General features: G+C 50.9%; 22 protein-coding genes and 1 tRNA gene. 16 read left to right on the top strand and 7 right to left on the bottom strand.

Features of this window, described 5'->3' with window-relative positions:
* Positions 1-198 precede the first annotated feature (198 nt).
* The 4 genes from LQ777_RS12805 (at position 199) to coaD (ending at position 2788) form a co-directional block, all read left to right on the top strand.
* On the top strand, positions 199-636 hold the full coding sequence (locus tag LQ777_RS12805) for a CBS domain-containing protein (RefSeq protein ID WP_232558317.1): 438 nt from the start codon (positions 199-201) through the stop codon (positions 634-636).
* 100 nt (positions 637-736) lie between these two features.
* Positions 737-1261, top strand: a complete 525-nt coding sequence (locus LQ777_RS12800; RefSeq protein ID WP_232562845.1) for an NUDIX domain-containing protein — start codon at positions 737-739, stop codon at positions 1259-1261.
* Positions 1262-1365: 104 nt separating this feature from the next.
* Entirely contained in the window at positions 1366-2256 is an 891-nt protein-coding gene (locus LQ777_RS12795) for a DUF3822 family protein (RefSeq protein WP_232558316.1), read from the top strand.
* Positions 2257-2320: 64 nt separating this feature from the next.
* The gene (gene coaD, locus LQ777_RS12790) at positions 2321-2788 is read left to right on the top strand and encodes a pantetheine-phosphate adenylyltransferase (protein ID WP_232558315.1); all 468 of its coding nucleotides are present in this window, start codon (positions 2321-2323) and stop codon (positions 2786-2788) included.
* A 6-nt stretch (positions 2789-2794) separates the two neighbouring features.
* On the opposite strand, the gene LQ777_RS12785 is transcribed toward coaD, so the two are convergent.
* The gene (locus LQ777_RS12785; protein ID WP_232558314.1) at positions 2795-3496 is read right to left on the bottom strand and encodes an NUDIX hydrolase; all 702 of its coding nucleotides are present in this window, start codon (positions 3494-3496) and stop codon (positions 2795-2797) included.
* Positions 3497-3601: 105 nt separating this feature from the next.
* Between LQ777_RS12785 and LQ777_RS12780 the strand changes: the two genes are divergently transcribed.
* Positions 3602-4891, top strand: coding sequence for a hemolysin family protein (locus LQ777_RS12780; RefSeq protein WP_232558313.1), 1290 nt, complete (start codon positions 3602-3604; stop codon positions 4889-4891).
* Positions 4892-4944: 53 nt separating this feature from the next.
* On the top strand, positions 4945-5265 hold the full coding sequence (locus LQ777_RS12775) for a hypothetical protein (protein ID WP_232558312.1): 321 nt from the start codon (positions 4945-4947) through the stop codon (positions 5263-5265).
* A 73-nt stretch (positions 5266-5338) separates the two neighbouring features.
* On the opposite strand, the gene LQ777_RS12770 is transcribed toward LQ777_RS12775, so the two are convergent.
* Entirely contained in the window at positions 5339-7114 is a 1776-nt protein-coding gene (locus LQ777_RS12770; RefSeq protein ID WP_232558311.1) for an ABC transporter ATP-binding protein, read from the bottom strand.
* Between the two features lie 215 nt (positions 7115-7329).
* Between LQ777_RS12770 and LQ777_RS12765 the strand changes: the two genes are divergently transcribed.
* Entirely contained in the window at positions 7330-8583 is a 1254-nt protein-coding gene (locus LQ777_RS12765) for a DUF2264 domain-containing protein (protein WP_232562844.1), read from the top strand.
* Positions 8584-8646: 63 nt separating this feature from the next.
* On the opposite strand, the gene metG is transcribed toward LQ777_RS12765, so the two are convergent.
* Positions 8647-10713, bottom strand: a complete 2067-nt coding sequence (gene metG / locus LQ777_RS12760) for a methionine--tRNA ligase (RefSeq protein WP_232558310.1) — start codon at positions 10711-10713, stop codon at positions 8647-8649.
* A 298-nt stretch (positions 10714-11011) separates the two neighbouring features.
* Between metG and LQ777_RS12755 the strand changes: the two genes are divergently transcribed.
* Positions 11012-12025 (top strand): NAD-dependent epimerase/dehydratase family protein, encoded by a 1014-nt coding sequence (locus LQ777_RS12755; protein WP_232558309.1) that lies wholly within the window; start codon positions 11012-11014, stop codon positions 12023-12025.
* A gap of 158 nt (positions 12026-12183) precedes the next feature.
* Positions 12184-13584, top strand: a complete 1401-nt coding sequence (locus LQ777_RS12750) for a tetratricopeptide repeat protein (protein ID WP_232558308.1) — start codon at positions 12184-12186, stop codon at positions 13582-13584.
* 59 nt (positions 13585-13643) lie between these two features.
* Here LQ777_RS12750 and LQ777_RS12745 read toward each other — a convergent pair whose 3' ends face one another.
* The gene (locus LQ777_RS12745) at positions 13644-14237 is read right to left on the bottom strand and encodes a hypothetical protein (protein ID WP_232558307.1); all 594 of its coding nucleotides are present in this window, start codon (positions 14235-14237) and stop codon (positions 13644-13646) included.
* Between the two features lie 95 nt (positions 14238-14332).
* Positions 14333-15145 carry a DUF2490 domain-containing protein gene (locus LQ777_RS12740; protein WP_232558306.1) on the bottom strand — a complete coding sequence of 271 codons (813 nt, stop codon included), beginning with the start codon at positions 15143-15145 and terminating at the stop codon, positions 14333-14335.
* Positions 15146-15347: 202 nt separating this feature from the next.
* Between LQ777_RS12740 and LQ777_RS12735 the strand changes: the two genes are divergently transcribed.
* Positions 15348-16541, top strand: coding sequence for a cysteine desulfurase family protein (locus LQ777_RS12735; protein WP_232558305.1), 1194 nt, complete (start codon positions 15348-15350; stop codon positions 16539-16541).
* Between the two features lie 34 nt (positions 16542-16575).
* Here the strand turns inward: LQ777_RS12735 and LQ777_RS12730 are convergent, their stop codons facing one another.
* On the bottom strand, positions 16576-17670 hold the full coding sequence (locus LQ777_RS12730) for a lactonase family protein (protein WP_232558304.1): 1095 nt from the start codon (positions 17668-17670) through the stop codon (positions 16576-16578).
* A gap of 359 nt (positions 17671-18029) precedes the next feature.
* Positions 18030-18103, bottom strand: a tRNA-Met gene (locus tag LQ777_RS12725).
* Positions 18104-18277: 174 nt separating this feature from the next.
* Between LQ777_RS12725 and LQ777_RS12720 the strand changes: the two genes are divergently transcribed.
* The 6 genes from LQ777_RS12720 (at position 18278) to LQ777_RS12695 (ending at position 24970) form a co-directional block, all read left to right on the top strand.
* A complete protein-coding gene (locus LQ777_RS12720) occupies positions 18278-18670 on the top strand; it encodes an START-like domain-containing protein (protein ID WP_232558303.1) in 393 nt (130 codons plus the stop codon).
* A gap of 111 nt (positions 18671-18781) precedes the next feature.
* Positions 18782-20293: an LptF/LptG family permease gene (locus LQ777_RS12715; RefSeq protein WP_232558302.1), complete on the top strand. Its 1512-nt coding sequence runs from the start codon at positions 18782-18784 to the stop codon at positions 20291-20293.
* A 117-nt stretch (positions 20294-20410) separates the two neighbouring features.
* On the top strand, positions 20411-20686 hold the full coding sequence (gene rpsO / locus LQ777_RS12710; protein WP_232558301.1) for a 30S ribosomal protein S15: 276 nt from the start codon (positions 20411-20413) through the stop codon (positions 20684-20686).
* A 181-nt stretch (positions 20687-20867) separates the two neighbouring features.
* Positions 20868-22994 carry a polyribonucleotide nucleotidyltransferase gene (locus LQ777_RS12705; RefSeq protein WP_232558300.1) on the top strand — a complete coding sequence of 709 codons (2127 nt, stop codon included), beginning with the start codon at positions 20868-20870 and terminating at the stop codon, positions 22992-22994.
* A 75-nt stretch (positions 22995-23069) separates the two neighbouring features.
* On the top strand, positions 23070-23933 hold the full coding sequence (locus tag LQ777_RS12700) for a sigma-70 family RNA polymerase sigma factor (protein ID WP_009282104.1): 864 nt from the start codon (positions 23070-23072) through the stop codon (positions 23931-23933).
* A 176-nt stretch (positions 23934-24109) separates the two neighbouring features.
* Complete coding sequence (locus LQ777_RS12695) at positions 24110-24970, top strand: glycosyltransferase family 2 protein (RefSeq protein ID WP_232558299.1); 861 nt, start codon at positions 24110-24112, stop codon at positions 24968-24970.
* Positions 24971-24983: the final 13 nt, after the last annotated feature.

Below are 24983 nucleotides of genomic sequence, written 5' to 3'. Positions count from 1 at the left end.
CGATAAGGCCAGCATCGGCAAAAAAAAGGCAAACCAGGCGTCAGCCAATAAGCCAAGCGAAAGCAGACGTTTCCCGACTACTCGTTGTCAGTCACGAATCGTCTTGTTTATTTACAACTTATTGTTTCTTATTTATAGTATTGAACGCTTGCTTTGTGTTTTTTGCTATCTTCACCGCACATTAACTCCCTCACACACATGAAAATACGACAAATTCTCCAGGGGAAAGCGGTAAACGCGTTGTATAGTGTTTCGTCCAATGAAACCGTATTGGACGCGATCAAGCTCATGGCCGATAAAAACATTGGCGCTGTGTTGGTTGTCGATAACGGAAAGCTAGTAGGTATCTTCTCCGAGCGCGATTACGCCCGTAAGATCATCCTGAAAGACCGCCATTCGAGTGACACCCGCGTGGCCGATGTAATGACGGCGCACGTGATTACGATTGAACCCGAACAGTCGCTGGAAGAATGCATGATCATTATGTCTGATCGGCACATTCGTCATCTACCCGTTATGGATATGGATACCTTAGTCGGTATTATCTCGATCAATGACGTGGTAACGGCCATTATACGCGACCAGAAGACGCGGATCGATTCACTGGAAAGCTACATTTCGGGAAGTCTGTACTAATTCTACGCGCGTACAGCAGGACCAGCGGAGGGACATGACCGGGCAGCCGTCAAACGCATAATTTCTTACCTTTGCGTTCATGAATCCCCATTGTCGTATCATGCAACCCAGTCGTTCGGTGGATTTGTCGGATAATCGCTCGGAAGCTGCCAGGAAAGACGTCTTGAACCTGTACGGCAATCGCTTACGGCTACGGGTGTGCGGTCTTTACCGAGTGGAAGATCGCTTGTTGCTCGTGCGGCACCGGGGAGTGGGGCCGGCGGGTTCATTCTGGAGCCCCCCCGGTGGCGGAGCCCAGTTTGGCGAGTCGGCCCCCGTGGCTTTGAAGCGGGAATTTGCGGAAGAAACCGGGTTGGCGATTCGCGTTGGTGAACTGTTGTTCGTCAATGAGTTTATAGCCGCCCCGCTTCACGCGCTTGAGCTATTTTTTGCTGTACAAGCTACCGGTGGGTTGCTGACGAAAGGGATTGACCCGGAAATGAATCTGAACAATCAGATCATTGATGAGGTTCGATTCATGAGCTTTGCCGAAATAAAGAGCCACCCAGCCGAAGAAATGCACGCTTTGTTTCGCTGCTGCCAGTCGCTGGACGACGTGTTTCAACTGCGGGGGTACTTGCATTAGCAAACGATTTTATTTATTTTGTTGTTACTTGACCCGGCAAGCACAGAAACGCCCCTAGTTTCGTCTTACTTGCGTCAAATTAATCCTCTTTGCCCCCAGAACTCGTGCAAATCGCTGTGACCCTTACACCATCCGTAACCATTCGCTCAAGCTCCTTCGATTCCTTAAAGACGGCTCAGTCGGTGCTGTGTCTGGAAGTTGGGCGCGACCGGTTTCGGTTTATGGTGCGGGATGAGCGTCGCCGGGGCTGTTACCTGGAGGAATACACGTTTTCTTCGTTACTAACGGAGCGACCCCTGACGGACGTTTTGCCTGACCTGTTCCGAACCCATCCCGTGCTTTCGGATGGTCCCTGGCAGGAAGTTCGTATTGGTATCAACACGCCTTCATTTACGCTGGTACCCAAGCCCTTATTCCGGAAGGAGTACGCCAGCAGTTATCTGGCGCTTATGCGGGGTAGTTCGTTACCCGCCCACGAATTTGCGCAATCCTATACGCACGACACCGAAGGGTTTCTTTCCGTTTTCAACTTGGAACATCAGTTGGTAGACTTTTTCTCCGGGTCCTATCCACTACAGCCGTTAACGTTTATTCACCAGACAGGAGCGTTGATCCAGGCGACAGCCGATCTGGATCGTCAGTTGCTGACACCCCATAACGTTTGGCTTTATTTCGAAGACGAGTTTGTTTCCGTTTTGTACCGGGATAAGCACCAGTTGCGCTACTGTAATCGGTTTGGCTACAAAAATGTGCAGGATCTGGCGTATTATCTGTTGTACGTACTGGATGAACAAAAACTAAATCCCGACGAGGTTGCTCTGTTTCTCTACGGAGAGATAACGCGTTTTGCCGAAGCCTACACCGAACTAAGCCGGTTTTTACCGAAGCTGACGTTTGGGCGTACGCCACCGGGGCTGACGCTGGTCGACGAATTCGACGAACTGCTCGAACACCGGTATTTGAGCCTGTACGGACTTACTTTATTGGAGGAATGAGCAAAAGGCCAATCAAGACAATTAGATTCGCGTCCGTATTTCACGTGTTGCTCTTTCGTATTGTATGAAAAAAATTGCGCTGTTTCCCGGTTCCTTTGATCCGTTTACCAAAGGTCACCAAGATATTGTATTACGCGGACTGCGGCTGTTCGACGAAGTGATTATTGGGATTGGCCGCAATGCGCGTAAGGAACGGTATTTTCCGCTCGACCAGATGATTCACCTGATCGAAGAGGCTTTCCAGGAGTACCCAAACGTGCGCGTCATCAGTTACGACGACCTGACGGCTAATGTGGCCCGTAACGAAGGTGCTAAATTTCTGCTGCGGGGGCTGCGCAATACGACCGACTTCGAGTACGAAAACGGCATATCGCAGGTGAACCGCCACATCTACGAAGAAATCGAAACGGTTTTTCTAATTACCTCCCCCAATCTGGCCCCGATCAGCTCCAGTATCATTCGTGACCTGCACCGTTATGGGCAGCAGGTCGACGAATTTTTACCGTATAAGCTGGTAAACCAGACCGTTTAAGAGGCTTTATTGTTTGATCAACTCGTTGACCGAGTCAATGACGTACCGGATTGAGCTAAACGAGTTGGTAAGCGCCAATTTCGTTTGTTTTTGATCGAACCAGGCCAGCTTCTCGATGCCTTCATCGGCCTGGGGAGTCATGCGTCTGTCGTCTACTACACTCATCCGGTACCATTTTGTCCGTTTGAGAATCCGGTTACCGTTTAAGTTGTAGGTGTGCCAGGTGGTGCAGACCCGGTCACCGACGGTTACGCGCACGCCGGTCTCTTCTTCGACTTCCCGGGCCGCTCCCTGCCGTGATGACTCACCGTCATCCAACTTGCCCTTGGGCAGATCCCAAACACCCCGACGGAACATCAAAAGCATTTTATCGCCTTTAAAAACGATGCCACCCGCAGCTTTGATGATCTTGAACGGTTTTTTGATGGCATCTTCGCAGGCACTTTTGTCGAGGCAGCCCAGCGTTATGGACGATAAACCGGTTGCTTTGGCTTTTTGCAGCAGATGCACCAGTTTTTCAATCGTTGCGGGGGTTGTATTCAGGACAAGAAGATGACCTTGTAGCGCGTCTTCCTTCAGGATGTCTAGTCGGGCATCAACGATTTTGTCGTAGTCGCTGAACGCTTCTCGTTTCAACGAATTGGTCAGTTGAGAAGTGGCTTTCGGGCCAACGAGCCGGATTGGGCGGTCGTTAATGAAAACAATCATCGGGGCAATTTGCGGTTCTAAGCGTAAAAATAGCAAAAACCAACGGTCTGTTGCACCGTTATACCATTATAAACTATTTTTGCGACGAGCCAACCTTCCCCCTTTGTGGAACTTCTTATCATTTTATTGCTGACGCTTCTGAATGGAGTCTTTTCCATGTCAGAAATTGCCCTTGTCTCTTCCCGGCGATCGAAACTGGAAATTGCCGCCAAAAACGGAGATCGACGGGCGCAGGTAGCCCTCGATTTATCGAACTCTCCGAACCGATTTCTGTCCACCGTTCAAATCGGTATTACCCTGATCGGTATCCTGCTTGGTATTTTTTCGGGCGACAAGCTGACGACCGATGTTCAGGAATTTATCGGCCAGATCGCTGTTATTCGGCCTTACGCCAATTCGATTGCCGTCGTGCTGGTGCTGCTGATGCTGACCTATGTGTCGTTGGTATTTGGCGAGTTAGTACCGAAGCGAATCGGTTTATCGAATCCGGAAGGAATTGCCAAAACAATGGCCGCGCCGATGATTCTGCTGTCGCGCATAACATCGCCCTTCATCGCGTTACTGACTTTTTCGAGTGATATTCTGCTCAAAGTGCTAAACATCAAGCCAAACGAAAATGCTGTAACTGAGGAAGAAATCAAAAGCCTGATTCAGGAAGGGACTACCGGCGGGGCCATCGAAGAAATCGAGCAGGAAATCGTTCAGAATGTCTTTCAGTTGGGTGATCGCCGAATCACTTCACTGATGACCAACCGACAAGAAATTGTTTACCTTGATCTGGAGGATGACATTGCCGAGAACAAAGCAAAAATTCTGGACTACAAACACTCCGTTTACCCGCTTTGCAACGGCAGCGTAGACGACGTAGTTGGTTTGATTTATTCGAAGGATTTTCTCGGAAAAGATTTAGAGGTTGAACTGACCCGATTGGACGAATTGAAGCGTGAAGCCTTATTTGTTCCTGAAAATAATCGGGCGTATCAGGTGCTGGAGCGCTTCCGGGAGCGGAGACAGTACGTCGGGATCATTGTCGATGAATATGGTGGCGTACTGGGCGTGGTAACCCTAAACGATATTCTGGACGTATTGGTCGGCGACATCAACGACGATACGTACCCTGACTATGAAATCCGCGAGCGCGAAGACGGAACCTACCTGATTGACGCTCAGCTACCTTTCGAAGATTTTATTTCCTATTTCAACATTAACATAACCGCTCAGGCGCGCCGGGACCTTACGGGATTCGATACGCTTGGTGGCTTCGCGCTGCACATTCTGAAAGACATCCCGCAGACGGGCGAGTCTTTTGTCTGGCAGGCTTACCGGTTTGAAATCATCGATATGGATAAGAGCCGAATTGATAAAATATTGGTTCGTAAATTGGCTGAGGACTAAAACAGCCGAACCCGTTTGCTGGTTATAGACGTGAACCAAACTTGTCAATAGCCATGCGATACTACATTCCAGATCCTATTGATTCTTACGGCGGCAGTTCCAGCAAGGTTCCCTCAGTGATGGATAACGATCCGCGCGCTGATGAAGAAATCATCGACCAGCAGGCGGGCGAACAATACCCGAAGGCGGTTGAGCAAACCGGCAAAATTGCACCCGATGAATTAGCCGACTCCATAGCCTACGCAATTGACGGAAGCGGCCCTGGCCTGACGGGCGATACACCGAATGTGTCTGGTCATAAGACCATAACCGAAGGCGTAACGGGTGCGAGCCTCGATGAGGAAGAAGACGCTTTAAAAGGCCAATCAAGCTAGATTAGTAACGATCAATAAAAACGCCCCGGCTCTTCAGTCGGGGCGTTTTGTTAGAAGTAGGCTCAACTGCCGATTAGACCACTTCTTTGTATTGCATTCGGTACAGGTTCGCATAGAAGCCTTCGCGTTGGAGCAATTCTTCGTGGTTGCCCTGTTCAACGATGCGTCCTTTGTCGATCACAATGATTTTATCAGCTTTCTGAATCGTTGACAACCGGTGAGCAATGACGACAGCCGTACGGCCTTTCATCAGTTTACCAATTGCATTCTGAATCATTTCTTCCGTTTCGGTATCGACCGATGACGTAGCTTCGTCAAGCACGATGATTCGTGGGTCCTGAACCATGGCACGCACAAACGAAATCAACTGCCGCTGACCAACCGATAGGGTAGAACCGCGCTCCATCACATTGTAGTCATAGCCGCCGGGGAGTCGCTGAATAAACTCGTGGACGCCCACCAGTTTAGCGGCTTCTTCCATCTTTTCGCGGCTGATGCGTTTGTCGCCTAACGTGATGTTGTTTTCAATGGTGTCGGAGAATAGGAAGACATCCTGCAAAACGACGCCGATGTTGCGACGTAGGTGACCGAGTTCGTAATCGTGAACGTCTACGTCATCCACTTTAATGTCCCCTCTGTTGATGTCGTAAAAGCGGCTCAACAAATTGATGATCGATGATTTTCCGGCCCCTGTTGCACCCACGAAAGCCACTGTTTCGCCCGCGTTCACGCAAAAAGAAATGTCGCGAAGCACCCAATCTTCGTTGTTGTAAGCAAACCAAACGTTGTCGAACTGAACTTTCCCCTGAATGGTATCGGGCGCGTAATTACCATCGTTGACCGTAAACTCGTCGCTGTCCAGCAGTTTGATAATTCGATCCGTACTGACTATGCCCATTTGCAAGGTATTGAAACGGTCGGCCAGCATCCGAATCGGTCGGAAAAATAAGTTGATAAACATCACAAAAGCGGTAACGGTCCCGAATGTGATGTCGGAATGAATGATTTGCTTGGCTCCGTACCAAACGACCAGTCCTACCGCTACGGCTGAAATAATATCGGCTACCGGGTAGTAGATCGAATAATACAGAATCGAGCGAATGTTAGCGGCCCGGTGCTCGTCGTTGATGACGCGGAATTTTTCGGCTTCGATTTTCTCACTGCCAAAAATCTGGACGATGTTCATGCCGGTAATGTGTTCCTGCACAAACGAGTTCAGATTGGCAACGGCGGTCCGCACATCGTTAAACGACTTCTTTATTTTTTCTTTAAAGATGTACGTGCTGATCAGCATCAGGGGAATGGTAGACAGGCTAATCGCGGCCAGTCGCCAGTCGGTGTAGAACATGACCCCAATGATCAGAACTAGTTGCAGAATGTCGCCCGCAATGGCAGCCATGCCTTCGCTGAATACATCCGCCAGCGTTTCGACATCGGAGATGGAGCGGGTTACAAGTCGGCCAATCGGGGTGTTATCAAAAAACTTCAACCGTAACTGAAGAATCTTGCGGTATAACTGCACCCGAATATCACGGATAACGTACTGACCCAGCCAGCCCGACAGGTACGTATTGGAAAATTGGACAACGGCCTGTACGACCAGCACACCGATCATGATTGCCAGCATCAGCGTCAGCCGTTGGTAATCGCCCATCGCGATCACGTTATCAATCGTATAGCGGATTAACAGCGGTGCCAGCGGTGCCAGACAGGCCGATAGCAGGATCACCCCAATCAGCAGGTAAAAGCGCGATTGATAGGGCGACACAAACGAATAAAGTCGCCGTAGAATGGCTAGGTCAAAGATTCTGCCGGCTGGCGACTCGGCGCTTTTTTGTTCTTGGTTCACAGGAAGTATAAATGGCGAATTCAGAAAAGTAACAGCGTTTCCAGAACGAACGTTTCAGCCTATGCTACATTTGAACGCTGGGCCAGGCGATAAAACCAGTAAAATCAAAGCGCGATTGCTTTACAGAATGAAATTCGATTGAAAACAGCCGGAACAGACGAACCGTTAGGCTATAAATTCACCACGCAGATACACTAACAGGACTTTATATGACAATGAAACGGCGGACGTTTACCCGGCTGGTTGCCGCACTCCCGATCAGCTTCTCCGCAGCGAAGGAATCCGGCAAAATACCGAAGACAGGGGCTGGGCAACCTGGAAATAGCGACGACGACAGAGCGTATTGGGTACGGACGCTACAGAAAATTGCCGATCCTGTCTTGACTGCATTAGCGCAAAATCGCTTAAAAGCAGAAATGCCCATTGAATCAGCAGACGGCCAGCAACAAAGCCGCATCCTCGTATCCCATCTGGAAGCACTGGGACGAACGGTGGCCGGACTCGCTCCCTGGCTTCAACTCGAAACGGATGACTCGCCGGAAGGACGCACCCGCCAGCGCTATTTTGATCTTACCTGGAAAAGTATCGCCAACGCCGTTAATCCGCAATCGCCTGACTACATGAATTTTACGGTAGGTGGGCAACCGCTGGTCGATACGGCTTTTCTGGCGCATGGTCTGGTGCGGGCTCCGCGGCTATGGAACGCTTTAAGCGCCGAAGAACAGGCGAATCTGGTGAAGGCGTTGCAGGCGAGCCGGGTTATCAAACCAGGCTACAGCAATTGGCTCTTGTTTAGCGCGATGGTAGAAGCGGCCCTGCTTAAATACACCGGTGCGGGCGACGAACTGCGCATGGATTACGCCATCAAACAGCATCTGGCCTGGTACAAAGGCGACGGTGCCTACGGCGATGGCCCTGACTTTCACTGGGATTATTACAACAGCTACGTTATTCAGCCGATGTTGCTGGACGTGGTCAAAACATTGGTTGAAGCCGGAAAAGCCGACAAAAGTTTGTACGAAACCTTGTTGGCCCGTGCCCAGCGCTATGCCGCCGTTCAGGAGCGGCTGATTGGCCCGGACGGTTCTTTTGCGGCTTTCGGTCGTTCACTGGCCTACCGCTGCGGGGCGTTTCAGTTGTTATCGCAAATGGCTTTACAGAAAAACAGTCCGGAAGAGTTGTCGCCGGGACAGATACGGTCGGCGCTGACGGCGGTCATTCGCCGGACGATGGATGCGCCCGGTACGTACGACGCAAAAGGGTGGCTTCAGATTGGTCTGTGTGGTCACCAGCCTGCCATTGGCGAAACGTACATCTCAACGGGGAGTTTGTATTTGTGTTCGGTAGCTTTCCTGCCGCTGGGCCTACCCGCAACGGACTCGTTCTGGACCGATCCTACTGAGGACTGGACGGCTAAAAAAATCTGGTCGGGACAGAATGTAAAAGTTGACCACGCCATCAAAGGATAAAAACAAAAGCCGGAGTCAACAAAACTCCGGCTTTCTGCTAACCGTTTCCTGCGGTCCGTTGGGTTACGATACCGTACCGCCGTTCCAAACCGAATCGCCGGGAGTGATCAACGATAGTTTTCCGTCTCGGTCTTCGGCCATCAGGATCATACCCTGCGATTCGAAGCCCATCATCTTCCGGGGAGCCAGATTCGCCAGGAACGTTACCTGCTTGCCGATGATTTCTTCGGGGGCAAAATGCTTGGCAATACCGCTCAAAATCTGGCGGCCACCCAAACCGTCATCAACCTTTAATTTGAGCAGCTTGTCACTTTTGGGAACCCGTTCTGCCTCCGTGATGGTGCCAATGCGAATATCCATTTTGGCAAAGTCGTCGTAAGTAATCTCGGTCCGGATGGCGGGTACTGTCTTTGTTTCTAACTCATTCATGCGCTTGGCATTCAATAATTTTTGAATTTGTTTATTGATTTCGTCGTCCTCGATTTTAGCGAACAACAAACTGTCGGGTCCCGATTGGCCTTTGGCCAGTTCATGCCCTTCGGTCAGCAGATCGGCGCGGCCCGCGTTTACCCAGTTAAAATGCTCCGTAATGGCCAGTTGCCCGCGCAGCTTTTCGGCGGTAAACGGCAGAAACGGTTCACAGACAATGCTTAGGTTGGCCGAAATCTGTAGGGCAATGTTCAGGATGGTATTTGCCCGCAGCGCGTCTGTTTTGACTACTTTCCACGGCTCCGTTTCGGCCAGGTATTTGTTACCCAGACGGGCCAGGTCCATCACATTTCCCAACGCTTCACGGAATTTGTACTGAGCAATCGCCTGTCCGATGCGGTCAGGGAATTGCGCCAGTTCGTCCAGTACCTGCTGGTCGTAATCGGTCAAGCCGCAGATCGGTGGTACTTTACCGTCGCAGAACTTTTGGGTCAGCACGATGGCCCGGTTGATAAAGTTGCCGAAGACGGCCACTAGTTCGTTGTTGTTCCGGGCCTGAAAATCTTTCCAGGTAAACTCACTATCTTTGGTTTCCGGCGCGTTGGCGGCCAGTACGTACCGCAACACGTCCTGTTTGTTGGGAAGCTCCTCCAGATACTCGTGCAGCCAGACCGCCCAGTTGCGCGACGTACTGATTTTATCGCCTTCGAGGTTCATAAACTCGTTGGCGGGGACGTTATCGGCCAGAATAAAGCTTCCTTCGGCCATCAGCATCGCCGGGAAAATGATGCAGTGGAAAACGATGTTGTCTTTTCCAATGAAATGAACGAGCTTGGTGTCTTTGTCGCGCCAGTACAGTTCCCAGTCGCGGCCCTGCTGCTCGGCCCATTCTTTGGTCATCGAGATGTAGCCGATGGGCGCGTCGAACCAAACGTAAAGCACTTTGCCGTCGGCGTCGGGGAGCGGCACCTTGATGCCCCAGTCGAGGTCGCGGGTCATGGCGCGGGGACGTAACCCTTCTTTCAGCCACGACTGACATTGCCCGAATACGTTTGTTTTCCATTCGGTATGGCTGTTTACGTAGTCTTCGATGGCGGGCTGCATCCGGTCGAGGGGCAGAAACCAGTTTTTGGTGGACCGCATCACCGGTTTGGAGCCGGAGAGCGTCGAATGGGGTTCGATCAGCTCGGTGGGGCTGAGCGCCGTTCCGCAGCGTTCGCACTGATCGCCGTACGCATTTGGATTGCCGCATACCGGACACGTTCCGACGATGTACCGGTCGGCCAGGAATTGACCAGCGACCTCGTCGTAATATTGTTCGGTTACTTCTTCGTCAAAATCACCTTTTTCGTACAGCGTTGTGAAAAAATCCTGCGAAGTCTGGTGATGAACGGGGTTCGACGTTCGTGAGTAAATATCAAACGAGATACCGAAGTCGCTGAACGCCTGCTTGATCTGAACGTAGTACTTATCGACAACCTCTTTGGGCGTAATCCCTTCTTTTTTTGCTTTGATGGTGATGGGAACACCGTGTTCATCGGTGCCGCTGATAAATGCGACATCTTTGCCCGTTGAGCGGAGGTAGCGCACGTAGATATCGGCGGGCAGGTAGCAACCCGCGATATGGCCGATGTGGATCGGACCGTTGGCGTAGATCAGAGCCGCCGTGACCGTATAGCGTTGTGGATTTTCGAGAGCCATAAGCAGGTTTTGAGTTCTCAGTGATCGTTCACAGTTTTCGGGCTGCTGCGTCGTTGCAACGGTAAACCATCAACTGAAAACGGCTTTTACGGGGCAAAATTAGCAATTCAGTCCCGAACGTTGTTATGTTTACGCAAAGAGTACAAGCCGGATTACTTGGGGAAACACCATGGCGCGCCTGAATAATTTCCTCAATCGGGTCGAAATCAAAACCTTTCCATTCGTCAACGGCTTGTAAAAGCCTGCGATGCGTGGAACACGAGGACTCAAGGCTTGCTCGTACCTGAACGAATTTTGAATGACAGCATCACTACCTAAGTCGGTTTTCATTACCGGAGCAACTGGCTTTATTGGCTCTCACATCACGCGTCGGTATCTGGCGGAAGGCTACGCGGTGTCGGCTTTGAAACGGGCTGAAAGCGGCTACGGCCTGTTGACGGATGTAGCCGAGAAAATTACCTGGCACGAAGGGGACGTTTTGGATATTCCCGCCCTTGAAGCAGCAATTGCTCCGGGCATAGACGTGGTGCACGCAGCCGCGATCGTATCGTTTGTGCCGAAAGACCGCGACCAGATGGAGCGCACGAATGTCGATGGAACCGCAAACGTAGTCAATGTTTGTTTACAGGCCGGGGTTCGAAAGCTGGGCCTCATCAGCTCCGTAGCGGCCATTGGTCGCCCGTTGCCGAAAGGAGGGAAGACCGATGGCCCGATCGTGGTGACCGAAAAACAGAAATGGGAAGAGTCGCCCAATAATTCAACCTACGCCAAAACCAAATACCGCGCTGAACTGGAAGTATGGCGTGGCATTGCCGAAGGACTCAATGCCGTACTGGTAAATCCGTCGATTGTTCTCGGTGCGGGCGACTGGAGCCGGAGCAGTTTGCAGTTGATCAAGTACGTTTACGACGAACGACCGTTTTATCCGGCCGGTCTGGTCAACTACGTTGACGTGCTCGACGTGACCGATGCGCTCGTCGGTTTGATGCAATCGGAGGTAACGGCACAGCGGTTCATTTTGAACGGGGGCACCATTCCGTACAAATCCTTGTTAGAACAGATAGCAGCAGTACTGAACAAACGTCCTCCGACCAGGCGGGTATCACCTACTTTAACCCGGTTGCTCTGGCCCCTGGAGGCTGTGCGGGCGCGGTTGGTTGGCAAGGCACCCTTAATTACGCGGGAAACGGCTCGTTCGTCGAGTTCGCGGTATGCCTACGACGGGCAACGGATCAGGCAGGTGCTTGGTTTTCAGTACCGACCGCTCAGTGAGACGCTCCAACGTGTCGCAAACGCGTTTTTGAAGTCGTGAGAAGGGTTGCTCAGCGTTGGTTAGACCAAGCTGCGTGGTTCGAAAATTTTCAGGCTTGGGATTGGAGTTTCGTTTTTTTACGTTTATATTGATGAAGCAAAGGATAAATCGCACCCTTGGTGCGGCCCCTATCCGCCCACAATTTTGAAGGCAACAGCATGGAGCAAGAGTTCGAAGAACGAGAAGGCGATATTAAAGAAACAATCCGGCGTTTTGAGCAAATGCTGGACCAGCAGCAAAGCCAGTTTTTCGACCTGGATGTCTATGAGCAGATGATTGAGCATTACCTTAATCATGGTGATTTAGACAAGGCGTTTAAAGCCGCCGAGGCCGGTTTGGAAAACTTTCCGTATGCGCTGGAGCTTATGCTCGACAAAGCCCAGATCCTGGCCAATTTTCAACGTTATGACGAGTCGTTAGACCTTCTGGAACGGGCTTCTTTATTTAACCCCGGCGATCTGGATGTACCGTTTATGCAGGGTTCCGTCCTGAACATGGCGGGGCGGTACGAAGAATCCATTCAGGTGCTGGAACAACTGCTCGACCGCGCTGAAGACAAAGATGATATTCTTTTTCAGCTAGGACAGAGTTATCAGAACTGGGGTAAATACGACGAAGCCATCGTTCAGTATAAAAAGTCGATTGCCCTCAACATCAACAACGAAAACGCGCTGTACGAACTGGCGTTTTGTCTGGACGTGACGGGTGAGTTAGAAAACAGCCTGGCTTATTACCAGCAACTGATCGATAAAGACCCGTACTCGTACAATGCCTGGTACAACATCGGTATTGCCTACAGCAAGCTGGCCCGTTACGCCGAAGCGGCTGAAGCCTACGACTACGCCGTTATTATTAAGTCTGATTTTTCATCGGCTCATTTCAACCTGGGAAATACCTACATGAACATGGGCTTGTTCGAGAAAGCCGAGGTCTGCTACCGGGAAACGCTCAAATACGAAGAAGCAACGGCGGATACGTATTGCCACCTGGGAGCTAGTCTGGAAAAGCAGGATCGATTGCCCGAAGCCATCAAAGAATACCGCGAAGCCATCAAACTGGATGCCTTGTGGGACGAAGCCTGGTACGGTATCGGTGTTTGTCTGAGCGAATCCGGTAAGTGGTACGAAGCGTTGCCTTTCCTGCAAAAGGCCGTAAAGCTAAACGACCAGAACGGCGAATACCACCTGGCCATCGCCGAAACGGAGTATAAAGTAGGCAATGTGCTCTCGAGTATTGAAGCGTTTCAGAAAGCCGCTGAAGTAGATGCCGAAAATCCGGATGTGTATCTGACCTGGTCACTGGTACCGTTCGATCAGGGCGATTTCCTGCGCGCGAATGAGATTATTCAGGCGGGGATCGATGATATGCCGAAAGAAGCGGATCTGTATTACCGGTCGGCAGTGTACCTGATTCACGCCGGTTACTACCGCGAGTCGTTGATTCAACTCGAAGCTGCGCTGTCGCTCGACTACGATGCCCATGTGCAGTTGTTTGAATTTTTTCCTGAACTGGAAAAGCAAAAGGCGCTCTACAAGATTATTCAGCAGTATAAAAAGTAAGTGAAGTAACTGATCACAAAAAAGCCCCGACTGTGCGCAGCCGGGGCTTTTTTGTAGGCTTATTCGCCATTGATCCGGGCGACGGCTTTGACAATCTCGTTTTCGTTTAAAAAAACGTCTGGCAGGCTTTTGCCCGACCGCTCACGAAACGCGTAGAACCATTTATTGAGTTTTTGCAGGGAGGAAAATCGGTGAAAATCTCCATTGTCATCGAGCACATAAAGCCGTTGCCCGATTCGGCCGCGCTCCTCATCAACGCTAAAGCGCCGATCAACAACCATGGTTGTCCCGCCCGTTAGCTGGCGGTAGAGCCGACGCCCCAGCCTGACAAAAATAGTCGAATCCGACCGTGTCGTTGTCGTGGAATCGGCACCCGCTACCGCCAGCCGCCGGATCATCGAAAAACCGATCCGCTTGGAGAGAGCCTGACCGCCCGTTCGATACACGAACGTGTTTCTACCGTTGTATCGAAAGAGCCCCTGTAAGACGGTACCATCAATCAGCGTCGCCGTACCATCGTGGTACTGATAATTGGGCGTCGGCGTTTGATCGACGGGAATAAAAATCGTGCTGGGTGGCGTAACGCGATGTTGCGCCCACAACGTACTTGAACCAAAGACTACTGCGGCCAGGATTAGACTACCATTTCTCATACGTATGTGTATCGAATACCTAAATATATGCAGAAATAGGAATATAAAATAGGAGAATAAGCTAATTGATGCACGAAATAGCCGTCACCCGTAGATTATTCAGGGCCGGAGTCTGATTCGGCTTTTGAGCGCCGTGGATTTTCAAAATACACGTAGATGTGTAGCGCATGATTGAAGCGAAACAGACGCAACTGGTCGTCGGGTATTCGCTGAACCGTAAACTGATTCAAATACCCAAGTTCTACCCGCAGGTTTTCGCCCAGTTGCCGACCCAGTGCCACGTAGGTGCGGTTTTGGTCAAAGCGGGCAGCCGACGCCGACAGCACCACCATCGGCTCGATGCTCAGGTGCGAATACCACCGCTTATCGTCTTTATGCCGTTTAAAAATGGGATTGATCCAGCGGGCCATCGCCCGCAACCGAACATCGAAGCGGTCGGCCAGCACCTCCTGCGATTCCCCGTCGGAAAGAAAGACGTAGGCACTGGTCAGGGTATCGGTTTGGGAAGGCCAGCGGAGTTCGGTCCGGAAGCGTTGAACAAATTCGCCATCGCCCGCCGGTTTAGTAATCTGGAGCTGAGGAATAATGCGAACTTCCTGAAAAAACGTGGTCGGCTGATAGTCATTGACCCGGCCCCAGTTCCACCACAAACCGATGGGCGAAAGAGACACTCTGACGGGTTTGGAAAGCTGGTAGTTGATCCAGGGCCGAAAGACCTGTAAAAGCGGATGCCGAAACGCATTCAAATCCCGCCCGTTGTTATCATCGGCCTGACGGCGGTACTGATGATCCAACTGGAAACTCCATCGACCAGCCGTCTTGTAAACCAGGTTGACCTCTGTCCAGAAAACGGCCCGATTCCGAACGTCATTTCGGTAGTTCTGACCCTGTACAAATAAAGAGACCAAGCAAAAAAATAAGAGTAACGAATGCTTCATACACGGGTGTAATCAGGGCCCAATGTCTGTGGAGTCGGGCCACTGTTTCATAATTCAGGGATTGGTTATAAATAGAATTAGGAGAACGCCCAAGATTCGGATTGTGTTTCGACTTTACGGGGGTTTGGTGTACCTTTGCCGGATTAAAAGCCGACCGTATATTCGACAAACTATGAAACCTACTGCTGCTGTATACCTGGATAATGCCGCGACGACCCGGCTCGACCCCGAAGTTCTGGATGCTATGTTACCACTTATGACAGAGCAGTTTGGTAATCCATCCTCCATTCATAGTCACGGTCGGCCCGTGCGGACGGCCATTGAAAAAGCCCGGAAAACAGTGGCTGGTTTGCTTAATACCTCACCCGCCGAAATTTTCTTTACCTCGGGTGGTACCGAAGCCGATAATACCGCAATCCAGAGCAGCATCGAAACGTATGGGCTGACCCATGCGATCACGTCGCCCCTAGAGCACCACGCCGTACTGCACACGCTCGACCATTTGGCAAAGCGGGGCGTTATTCGGTTAAGTCTGGTTAACGTGGACCGGAAAGGCCACATTGATCTGGCTCATCTAGAATCGCTGCTGGAATCGAATCGAAACGAAGGGAACGGACGTTCGCTGGTATCGCTTATGCACGGCAATAACGAAATCGGCAACATGCTCGACCTGCATCGAACGGGCGAAATCTGCCGTGCCTACGACGCGATTTTTCATTCGGATACGGTGCAGACGATGGGGCATTTCCGGCATGATCTGCAACAGTTACCCGTCGACTTTATCGTTGGAGCCGCCCATAAATTTCATGGTCCCAAGGGCGTCGGTTTCCTGTACGTCAATGCCGACCGCGCCAAGATCCACCCGTTCATGTACGGAGGTGCCCAGGAACGCAACATGCGGGGGGGGACCGAAAATGTGTACGGTATCGTTGGCCTGGCGAAGGCGCTTGAAATTGCCTACCGCGATATGGACGCTCATCGGCAGCACATCACATCGTTGAAACGCCGGATGATTGAGCAGCTTCGGGAAAAAATGCCCGACGGCGCTGGTGGACCGGTTTTGTTCAATGGGGACTCCGCTGATATCGACAATAGCTTGTATACAGTGCTGAACGTCAGCCTGCCCGCATCCGACATCAATGATATGCTTTTGTTTAGCTTAGACATTGCCCGGATCTCCGCTTCTGGTGGATCGGCCTGTTCGAGTGGGTCCAACGTTGGCTCGCACGTGCTGGCAGCCTTACCCGGCCTGGATGCTGAGCGCGGCTATGTCCGTTTCTCATTTGGTAAATACAATACCGCCGAGGAGGTCGATTATGCCGTCGATACGCTGGTTGGTCTGTACCAGAAAGAGCTGGTTAAGTAAAGGCTGATAGAAGGACGGGCCTTCTGATGTTGCTTTATTCCAGACGAAGCATGAGCAGGCATACCGAAGCCGGGACGGAAAGCTCCTGTCCTGTGGCTCTTAGTTCACCCGTGGCTGCGTCGCGCTGGAAGACGGTGATCCTGTCGGTTTCCTGATGGCCGACGAATAAGTAGTCTCCCTGGTCGTCCACCAGAAAGTTTCGGGGTTCGTCGCCACCCGTATAGTGCAGGCTACAATACGTTAGCCTGCCTTCCGTCCCGATGGAGAAACCGGCAAGCGCATTGTTTCCCCGGTTGGTAACGTACAGATAGCGCCCTGCGGCATCGACGTGAATATCCCCCCCGGATCGTTCGCCCGCGTAGCTTTCGGGTAAAAAGCGGACGTTATCGTCAACTAGTTCAAACGTATTGGCCGCTATGTCGCGCCGGATGATGGCAACCGTCGAACTCATTTCGTTCACGCAGTAAATAAACTGATCATTGGGGTGAACACTGACCAATCGGGGACCTGAACCGGGAGCAACCGTTATATAGGGTGTTGAATGAGGGGTGAGCGTTGCATTTTCCTCGTCAACTGCGTACAGGTAGATCTTGTCCGTACCCAGGTCCGATACGTACAGAAACCGGCTATCGGCTGAAAGAATGGCCGAATGGACGTGCGGTTCGTTCTGTCGTTCTGGATCAACGCCTTTGCCCGTATGCTGTATTCGCTGGACGACTTCACCGAACGACCCATCATCGAGCAGCGACAGTACCGACAGGCTCCCACTCCCGTAATTGGAAACGAACGCTAATCGCCCGTTTGGGTGAATGCTGATGTGGCAAGGTGCCTGCCCGTGCGTGCGTTGTTGGTTAATAAACGAAAGTTCGCCGGATTGCGGATCGATGGCGTAAGCATTGACCGTACCCGAATGATCGTCTCCCTGATCGTCTTCTTCATTGACCGAATACAGGTAGCGTCCCGACGGGTGGATCGCCAGAAAAGAAGGACTCTTGGCATTGGCAACGGTTTGCTGACGTACGAACGTACCGTTAGCTCGGTTAAAGGAGAAAACATAAATTCCCTGGCTACCGCGAACGGAGTACGTACCGACGTATACTATTTCTCTGACCGGTTTGGTTGGCGTCATAACTGTTGGATAAACGAGGACATCCGTGATCCATTAGCCAACCTGATTGCCGAGGGTAGGGTTTGGTATCGGGGGTAAATGCGGCCGCTTTGTCAGCAAATGGTCCGTTGCCCGTCTTTTCCGTATTCCGGCAATGGATTTACGACCCGATTGGTCCGCTGTTCTACCAAAAGATTGTCGCAAAACGGTCCATTTAAGCGATTCCGAGCCGTATAAGGGCTTTTTGAGTTAATGACGGCGAGATAAGCGAGGTTATTTGCCGGATAAGTGGGGGAGCTTTCTAAAGGACGAGCTACCGGGTAACGGCAAACTAATCATAAAAAAAGCCTTTCGCGTTGGTGCAAAAGGCTTGATCCTTGTAGCGGGGAGCAGGATCGAACTGCCGACCTTAGGGTTATGAATCCTACGCTCTAACCATCTGAGCTACCCCGCCGGGTTTGGTTTCACAAAAGTACACAAAAGTTGCGCCGAAGCAAAAAAGTGCGTTGACTTTCGCAAAAAAAATCGTTTACCTTTGTTCAGACCCCATCAGCCGTTAATTCCGTTTGTGAACTAACGGGCTGAGCGTCCGATGTGTATCCCTGTTCCTTTTTCTAAATGAGTCGCTATGGAGAAATTTAAATTTGTTGTCGAATATGAACTCCGGGCTTCGCCCAAAATGCTGTTTCCTTACATCAGTACGGCATCCGGCTTATCGCAATGGTTCGCCAATAAAGTCAATACGATGCCTGAACAACGGTACGATTTTCAATGGGACAACGAGAGCCACATTGCCCGGCAGGTATCGATGCGGCAGAACAAAGGCGTGCGCTTTGAATTTCTGGATACGGCGGAGAGTGGAGCCGACAATAATTACATTGATTTCCGCGTGGATCAATCCGAACTTACTCAGTCGACGTTTTTGCGCGTAACAGATTACTCACCGACCACCGACGAAGACGAACTAAAGGATCTTTGGGATGGCCTGATGGATAAGCTGCGGGAAATTGTTGGCAGTTAATTATTGTTAATGAATGAACGGTAGCCGCTGGTTATACGTATAGTATAGAAACCACCTACGAATCGTCGCCCGTTTGCTGGGCTGTTCGAACCGCATGAGCGGCATAGTAGCATGAAGAAAATAGATAAGTTAGTACTCGGCTCATTCTGGGGGCCGTTTATTCTGACCCTGGGTGTCGTCATCTTTATCTTTCTGATGCGGCTCCTGATGTTTTATATTGACGATTTTGTTTCGAAAGACCTCGATTTAGCCACCTTCGGTCGCCTGCTTTTTTACTTTGCGCTACTGACCATTCCAACAGCGCTGCCGCTGGCTGTCCTGCTGTCGTCGCTGATGACGTTCGGAAATCTGGGCGAATTCTTTGAGCTGACGGCTCTAAAAAGTGCAGGTATCTCGCTTACCCGTGCCATGCGCCCCTTACTGATCGTAGCTGTGGGGATCAGTGCGTTTTCATTCTGGTTCAACAACAGCGTGTCGCCCTGGGCCAATCTGAAAGGCTACAGCCTTTTGTACGATATCAAGACGGCCAAAGCGACGCTCAGCCTAAAAGAAGGGATTTTTTACAATGACCTGCCGGGCTACAGCATCAAAGTGGACCAGAAAGTCAAAACCGCTAAAGAAAGTACAACCGGCGATTTGCTGAAAGGACTGGTCATCTACAAACATCCGACGAACGGAATGGAAACCGGAAACCGGGAAATCATTCTGGCCGATTCGGGGCGGATGTATACGGATAAAGACCGGACTTACCTCGTCTTTGAGCTTTTCAACGGAAACGATTACCAGGAATATTCCGGAAATAGTACGGTGAGTTACGCCAGCAATGGCTCACCCGCCAAAGGAGCGGAGTTCGTCCGGAATGGATTCAAGGATTACCGGCTCGTTATCAGTCTGGAGTCGTTCGGTATCAAGCGTACGGACGAAAACCAGTTCGAGTATCACGAGTACATGAAAGACCTGAAACAGCTTTCGACCCTGACGGATTCGTTGCAGAAGGATTACAAAAACACGAGCCAGAGCGTTGCCAACACGGCAAAGCAGTACTACAACTATCAGTTTAAGCTCAACAGCGCCAACAACCTGCCGAAACAAGTGCCTGTAAAAGACGGTAAGTGGGTCGATTCGGTTCTGAATAAACAAAAAATCGCCCAGCCCGAACTGGCCCAAACGGCCTACAGCCAGGCGCAGAATATTCTGTCGTACGCCACATCGAACGTGACGTACCTGAACGAAAAAGAAAAGAACGTCTGGAAATACCAGTTGGAAACCCATCACAAGTTTACGCAGGCCATTTCGGTGTTCGTGATGTTTTTGATCGGTGCCCCGATGGGAGCCATTATCAAAAAAGGAGGATTTGGTTTGCCCGTACTGGTATCGATTGTATTCTTTATCTTTCTGTACGTACTGACGTTAACCGGCGATAAATACGCCAAAGAAGGGTTGTTGTGGGTACCTATCGGCGCGTGGATGGCTAATCTGGTCTTGTTTCCGGTAGGGCTGTTTCTGATGCAGCGTGCCCGCCATGATTCCCGGCTCTTCGATAAAGACATTTATGTCATTGCCTGGGAGCGATTAAAACGAAAATGGGCGGCCCGGAAGGAGCAGAAGGTAGCTGTTGGCTAAAAGAAAAACAAACGTTCGTTATTTTGAAAAACGAGTGGAAAGAACGCCAATAAATCACTATTTTTCTTATCTTTGCACCCAAAATTATTTTTTTATTCATTAATTAGCTGTCTGAAGATGTATCTAACGACCGATAAAAAACAGGAGATTTTCTCCACCTCGGGCCACGCCAAAAGTGCAACGGACACCGGGTCGGCCGAATCCCAGATCGCGCTGTTCACGTACCGGATCAGTCATTTGACCGAGCACCTGAAAGTTCATAAGCACGATTACGGCACCCAATTAGGTCTTTTAAAATTAGTAGGTAAGCGTCGGCGCCTGTTGAACTACCTCCAACAAAAAGAGATCACACGATACCGGGCCATTCTGGCCGCACTGGGCCTGAGAAAATAATCGGACCACGCACTAAAAAGGGAATCTGCTCATCAGTAGATTCCCTCATTTTTGTGATTTCCATAGTAGGTCAGTAGTCGTTGACATCAAAGCGGTTCGTAAATAAAGTAAATACCAGATCGGGATTGTCCCGGTCTGAATAGCGGTAAAGCTGCAAGAGGGCGTATTCAAAATCTGTTGTATGTTTCAAATCACCACGCAATCCGTTGCGCTGCCCGACGGGCGGGAAATTACCATCGAAACCGGCAAACTGGCCAGACAGGCCGACGGAGCGGTGGTTGTGCGGTTGGGCGACACCATGCTGTTAGCCACAGTCGTATCGAGTAAAGAGGCTAAAGAAGGCGTTGATTTCCTGCCCTTATCGGTTGATTATCAGGAAAAATTCGCGTCTGCTGGTCGAATTCCTGGTAGCTTCCAACGGCGTGAAGGTCGCCTGGGCGATCACGAAATTCTGATCAGTCGTTTGGTAGACCGTGCCCTGCGGCCTATTTTTCCCGACAATTATCACGCTGATACACAAGTAATTATAACCCTGATTTCGGCTGATCCGGAAGTTCAGCCCGATGCCCTGGCCGCGCTAGCTGCCTCGTCAGCGCTGGCCGTATCGGATATTCCGTTCAACGGTCCCATTTCCGAAGTGCGGGTGGCGAAGATTGACGGTCAGTACAAAATCAACCCAAAAACGGCTGATCTTGACCGGGCTACCCTTGATTTGATCGTAGCCGCGACGGAAAAAGATATTTGCATGGTGGAAGGCGAGATGAGCGAATGCTCAGAAGCCGAAGTGGTCGAGGCTCTCAAGGCCGCTCACGAAGCCATCAAAGTACAGTGCCAGGCGCAGAAAGAACTGGAAGCGAAAGTTGGCAAGACCGAAAAGCGCGAGTACAACCACGAAACGCACGACGAAGAACTGCGGGCGGCTGTTCGGGCGTATTGCTACGATAAGATATACGAAGTAGCCCGTCGGCAGAACCCAAGCAAAAAGGGCCGTTCGGAAGGCTTCAAAGAAGTGCAGCAGGAATACCTGGCTACGTTCCCCGAAGGATCGGAGGTTAACGTCGGTCTGGTTAAAACGTATTTCCATGATCTGGTCTGGGAAGCGTCCCGCCGACTGGTACTTGACGAGCGCGTTCGGTTAGACGGTCGTCAGCTGGATCAAATCCGTCCGATTTCGGCGGAGGCTGGCTATCTGCCGGGACCGCACGGATCAGCCTTGTTTACCCGGGGCGAAACGCAGTCATTAACGACGGTTACGCTGGGAACCAAGATTGATGAGCAGATCGTCGATCAGGCGATGTTCCAGGGCTACAGTAAATTCCTGTTACACTATAACTTCCCTGGTTTTTCGACCGGTGAGGTAAAACCAAACCGGGGCGCTGGCCGCCGGGAAATCGGACACGGTAATCTGGCGCACCGTTCGTTGAAGAAAGTGTTGCCACCGGAAGCCGAGAACCCGTACACAATCCGGGTCGTTTCTGATATCCTGGAATCAAACGGTTCGTCGTCGATGGCAACGGTATGTGCCGGAACGATGGCGCTGATGGATGCGGGTATCAAAATCAAAGCGCCAGTAGCCGGTATCGCCATGGGGCTGATCTCGGATGGCGAGAAATACGCGGTATTGTCGGATATCCTCGGTGACGAAGATCACCTGGGTGATATGGACTTCAAGGTGACGGGTACCGAAAACGGTATTGTTGCCTGCCAGATGGACCTGAAAGTTGACGGTCTGTCGTATGAAGTGTTGGCACAGGCGTTGGAACAAGCGCGCCGGGGCCGTCTGCACATTCTTGGCGAGATGGCGAAAGGAATTGCCGATGTCCGTTCGGATCTGAAAGCCCACGCTCCCCGCGCCATTGTTATCAAGATCGAGACGAACCAAATCGGTGCCGTTATTGGACCCGGTGGTAAAGTCGTTCAGGATATCCAAAAAGATTCGGGTGCTGTCGTTAACATCGATGAACACGATAATGCGGGTTGGGTAAGCATCTTCGCAACCAACAAGGAAAGCATGGACAAAGCCGTTTCCCGCGTGAAGGGTATTGTGGCCGTGCCGGAGGTTGGCGAAGTGTACGTTGGTAAAGTAAAAACCATTCAGCCCTTCGGTGCGTTCGTTGAATTTATGCCCGGAAAAGATGGACTTTTGCATATTTCCGAGATTAAATGGGAACGGCTGGAGTCAATGGAAGGCGTTCTACAAGTAGGCGAAGAAGTTTCCGTAAAGTTGATCGACATCGATAAAAAGACAGGAAAGTATCGCTTATCTCGCAAAGTTCTTCTTCCGAAGCCGGAGAACAAAAACGCGTAAGTGATTGTTACTTTTTTGTGTAATGCAACGTCAAAAGTTAGCGTTATAGAGCTACCCGAGTAGGGGCAACGTATCATGAGACAGCTAAAAATTTCAAAACAGATTACCAACCGCGAGAGCCAGTCGTTAGACAAGTACTTGCAGGAAATTGGTAAAGTAGACCTGCTTACGCCCGACGAGGAAGTAACTCTGGCCCAAAAAATCCGTGAAGGTGACCAGCTGTCACTGGAACGGTTGACCAAAGCCAACTTGCGCTTCGTAGTTTCGGTTGCTAAGCAATACCAGAACCAAGGACTTTCGCTGGGTGATTTGATCAACGAAGGTAACCTGGGTTTGATCAAAGCCGCGCAGCGATTCGATGAAACACGCGGGTTTAAGTTTATTTCGTACGCCGTTTGGTGGATTCGTCAGTCGATCCTACAGGCACTTGCCGAGCAATCGCGTATCGTTCGTCTGCCATTGAACCGCGTGGGTTCGCTGAACAAGATTTCGAAAACGTTTTCGGATCTGGAGCAAAAATTTGAGCGTGAGCCGTCACCGGAAGAGTTGGCAGCCGTGCTTGAAATCTCAGCTGCTGAGGTTGTCGACACGCTGAAAATTTCGGGTCGCCATGTATCGATGGATGCTCCGTTCGTACAGGGTGAGGAAAACAGCCTGCTTGATGTGCTTGAAAACGATGGCGAAGATAAACCCGACTCGGGCCTGATCAACGATTCGCTACGGAAGGAAGTACAACGGGCCTTGTCGACATTGACCCAGCGCGAAGCCGACGTGATTACCCTTTACTTTGGCTTAAACGGCGAACATGCCATGACGCTGGAAGAAATTGGTGAAAAATTCAATCTAACCCGTGAGCGGGTTCGTCAGATAAAAGAAAAAGCCATTCGTCGTCTCCGGCATACGTCCCGGTCGAAGGCGTTAAAAACGTACCTTGGCTAACATTCCTGTTTGTGTGTGATAAATGGCTCCTGCGTGTGTGGGAGCCTTTATCATTTTTACCCCCTCTGGAAAACGACAAAGCGAAGGCCATTTGCTTGTTCAGCCTTTGGCATTTCGAACACCCACTTATCCTCCGCAGTTGTCCCAGTGGAACGTCTATTTTATCAGCTTGGGCAATGCTTGATGTAACCGCTGTTATTGTCACCCGTAACCGGGTCGATACGCTACTTTGGACAATCGGTAAATTAGTTGCTTTACCCGAACAGCCACCCATTGTCGTTGTCGACAATGCATCCACCGATGGGACACCGGAGAAAGTCAAGGCCCTGTTTCCCGATGTAACCGTAGTTGCGTTAACGGAAAACCGGGCGTGTTCGGCTCGTAACGAAGGGGTACGAAGGGCAAAAACAGCATTGATTACCTTTTGCGACGATGATTCCTTTTGGGTGCCGGGTGCGCTGCATAAAGCGGTGTCTTATTTCGAGCAGTACCCGCACTTGGGTGTGTTGGCCGGAAAGGTGCTGGTGGGAGAAGACGAAGCGGAAGATCCGGTGTGTCACGCCATGCAGGACAGTCCGATTACTGATCCACGACCATTACCTGGCCCTGCTATTCTTGGCTTTGTGTGTTGTGCCGTCGTGGTACGGCGAGAAGCGTTTCTGAGCGTAGGGGGCTTTCACAACCGTTTTGCCATTGCCGGTGAAGAGCGTTTATTTTCGGTTGACATGCGTACCATAGGGTGGAGCCTGGCCTACGCAGCCGATGTCGTTGCGCACCATTACCCGTCTAAGCTACGAAATAATTCGTTGCGTACCCGACACATTACCCGGGATACCATCTGGTACTACTGGCTGCGTCGGCCATTTTATTACGCCCTGCGGCATACACTGCTTATTCTGAAGGCTGTTCCTAAAGACGTAAACATACGGAAGGGCTTCGTGGACGCCCTCCAGGCGGCTCCGACCATAGTAGCCAGCCGCCGAGTCGTGCCCAGCGGAGTTGAAGAGCAGATTTTAAAGATAGAAAGCTTTTATTGAAAAGTTAGGAAGC

It is taken from the genome of Spirosoma oryzicola, from assembly GCF_021233055.1.
In the GTDB taxonomy this organism is placed as follows: Bacteria; Bacteroidota; Bacteroidia; order Cytophagales; family Spirosomataceae; genus Spirosoma; species Spirosoma oryzicola.
The sequence above is the reverse complement of the archived record's forward strand: the minus strand, read 5'-3'. Positions and strand labels throughout refer to the sequence as shown.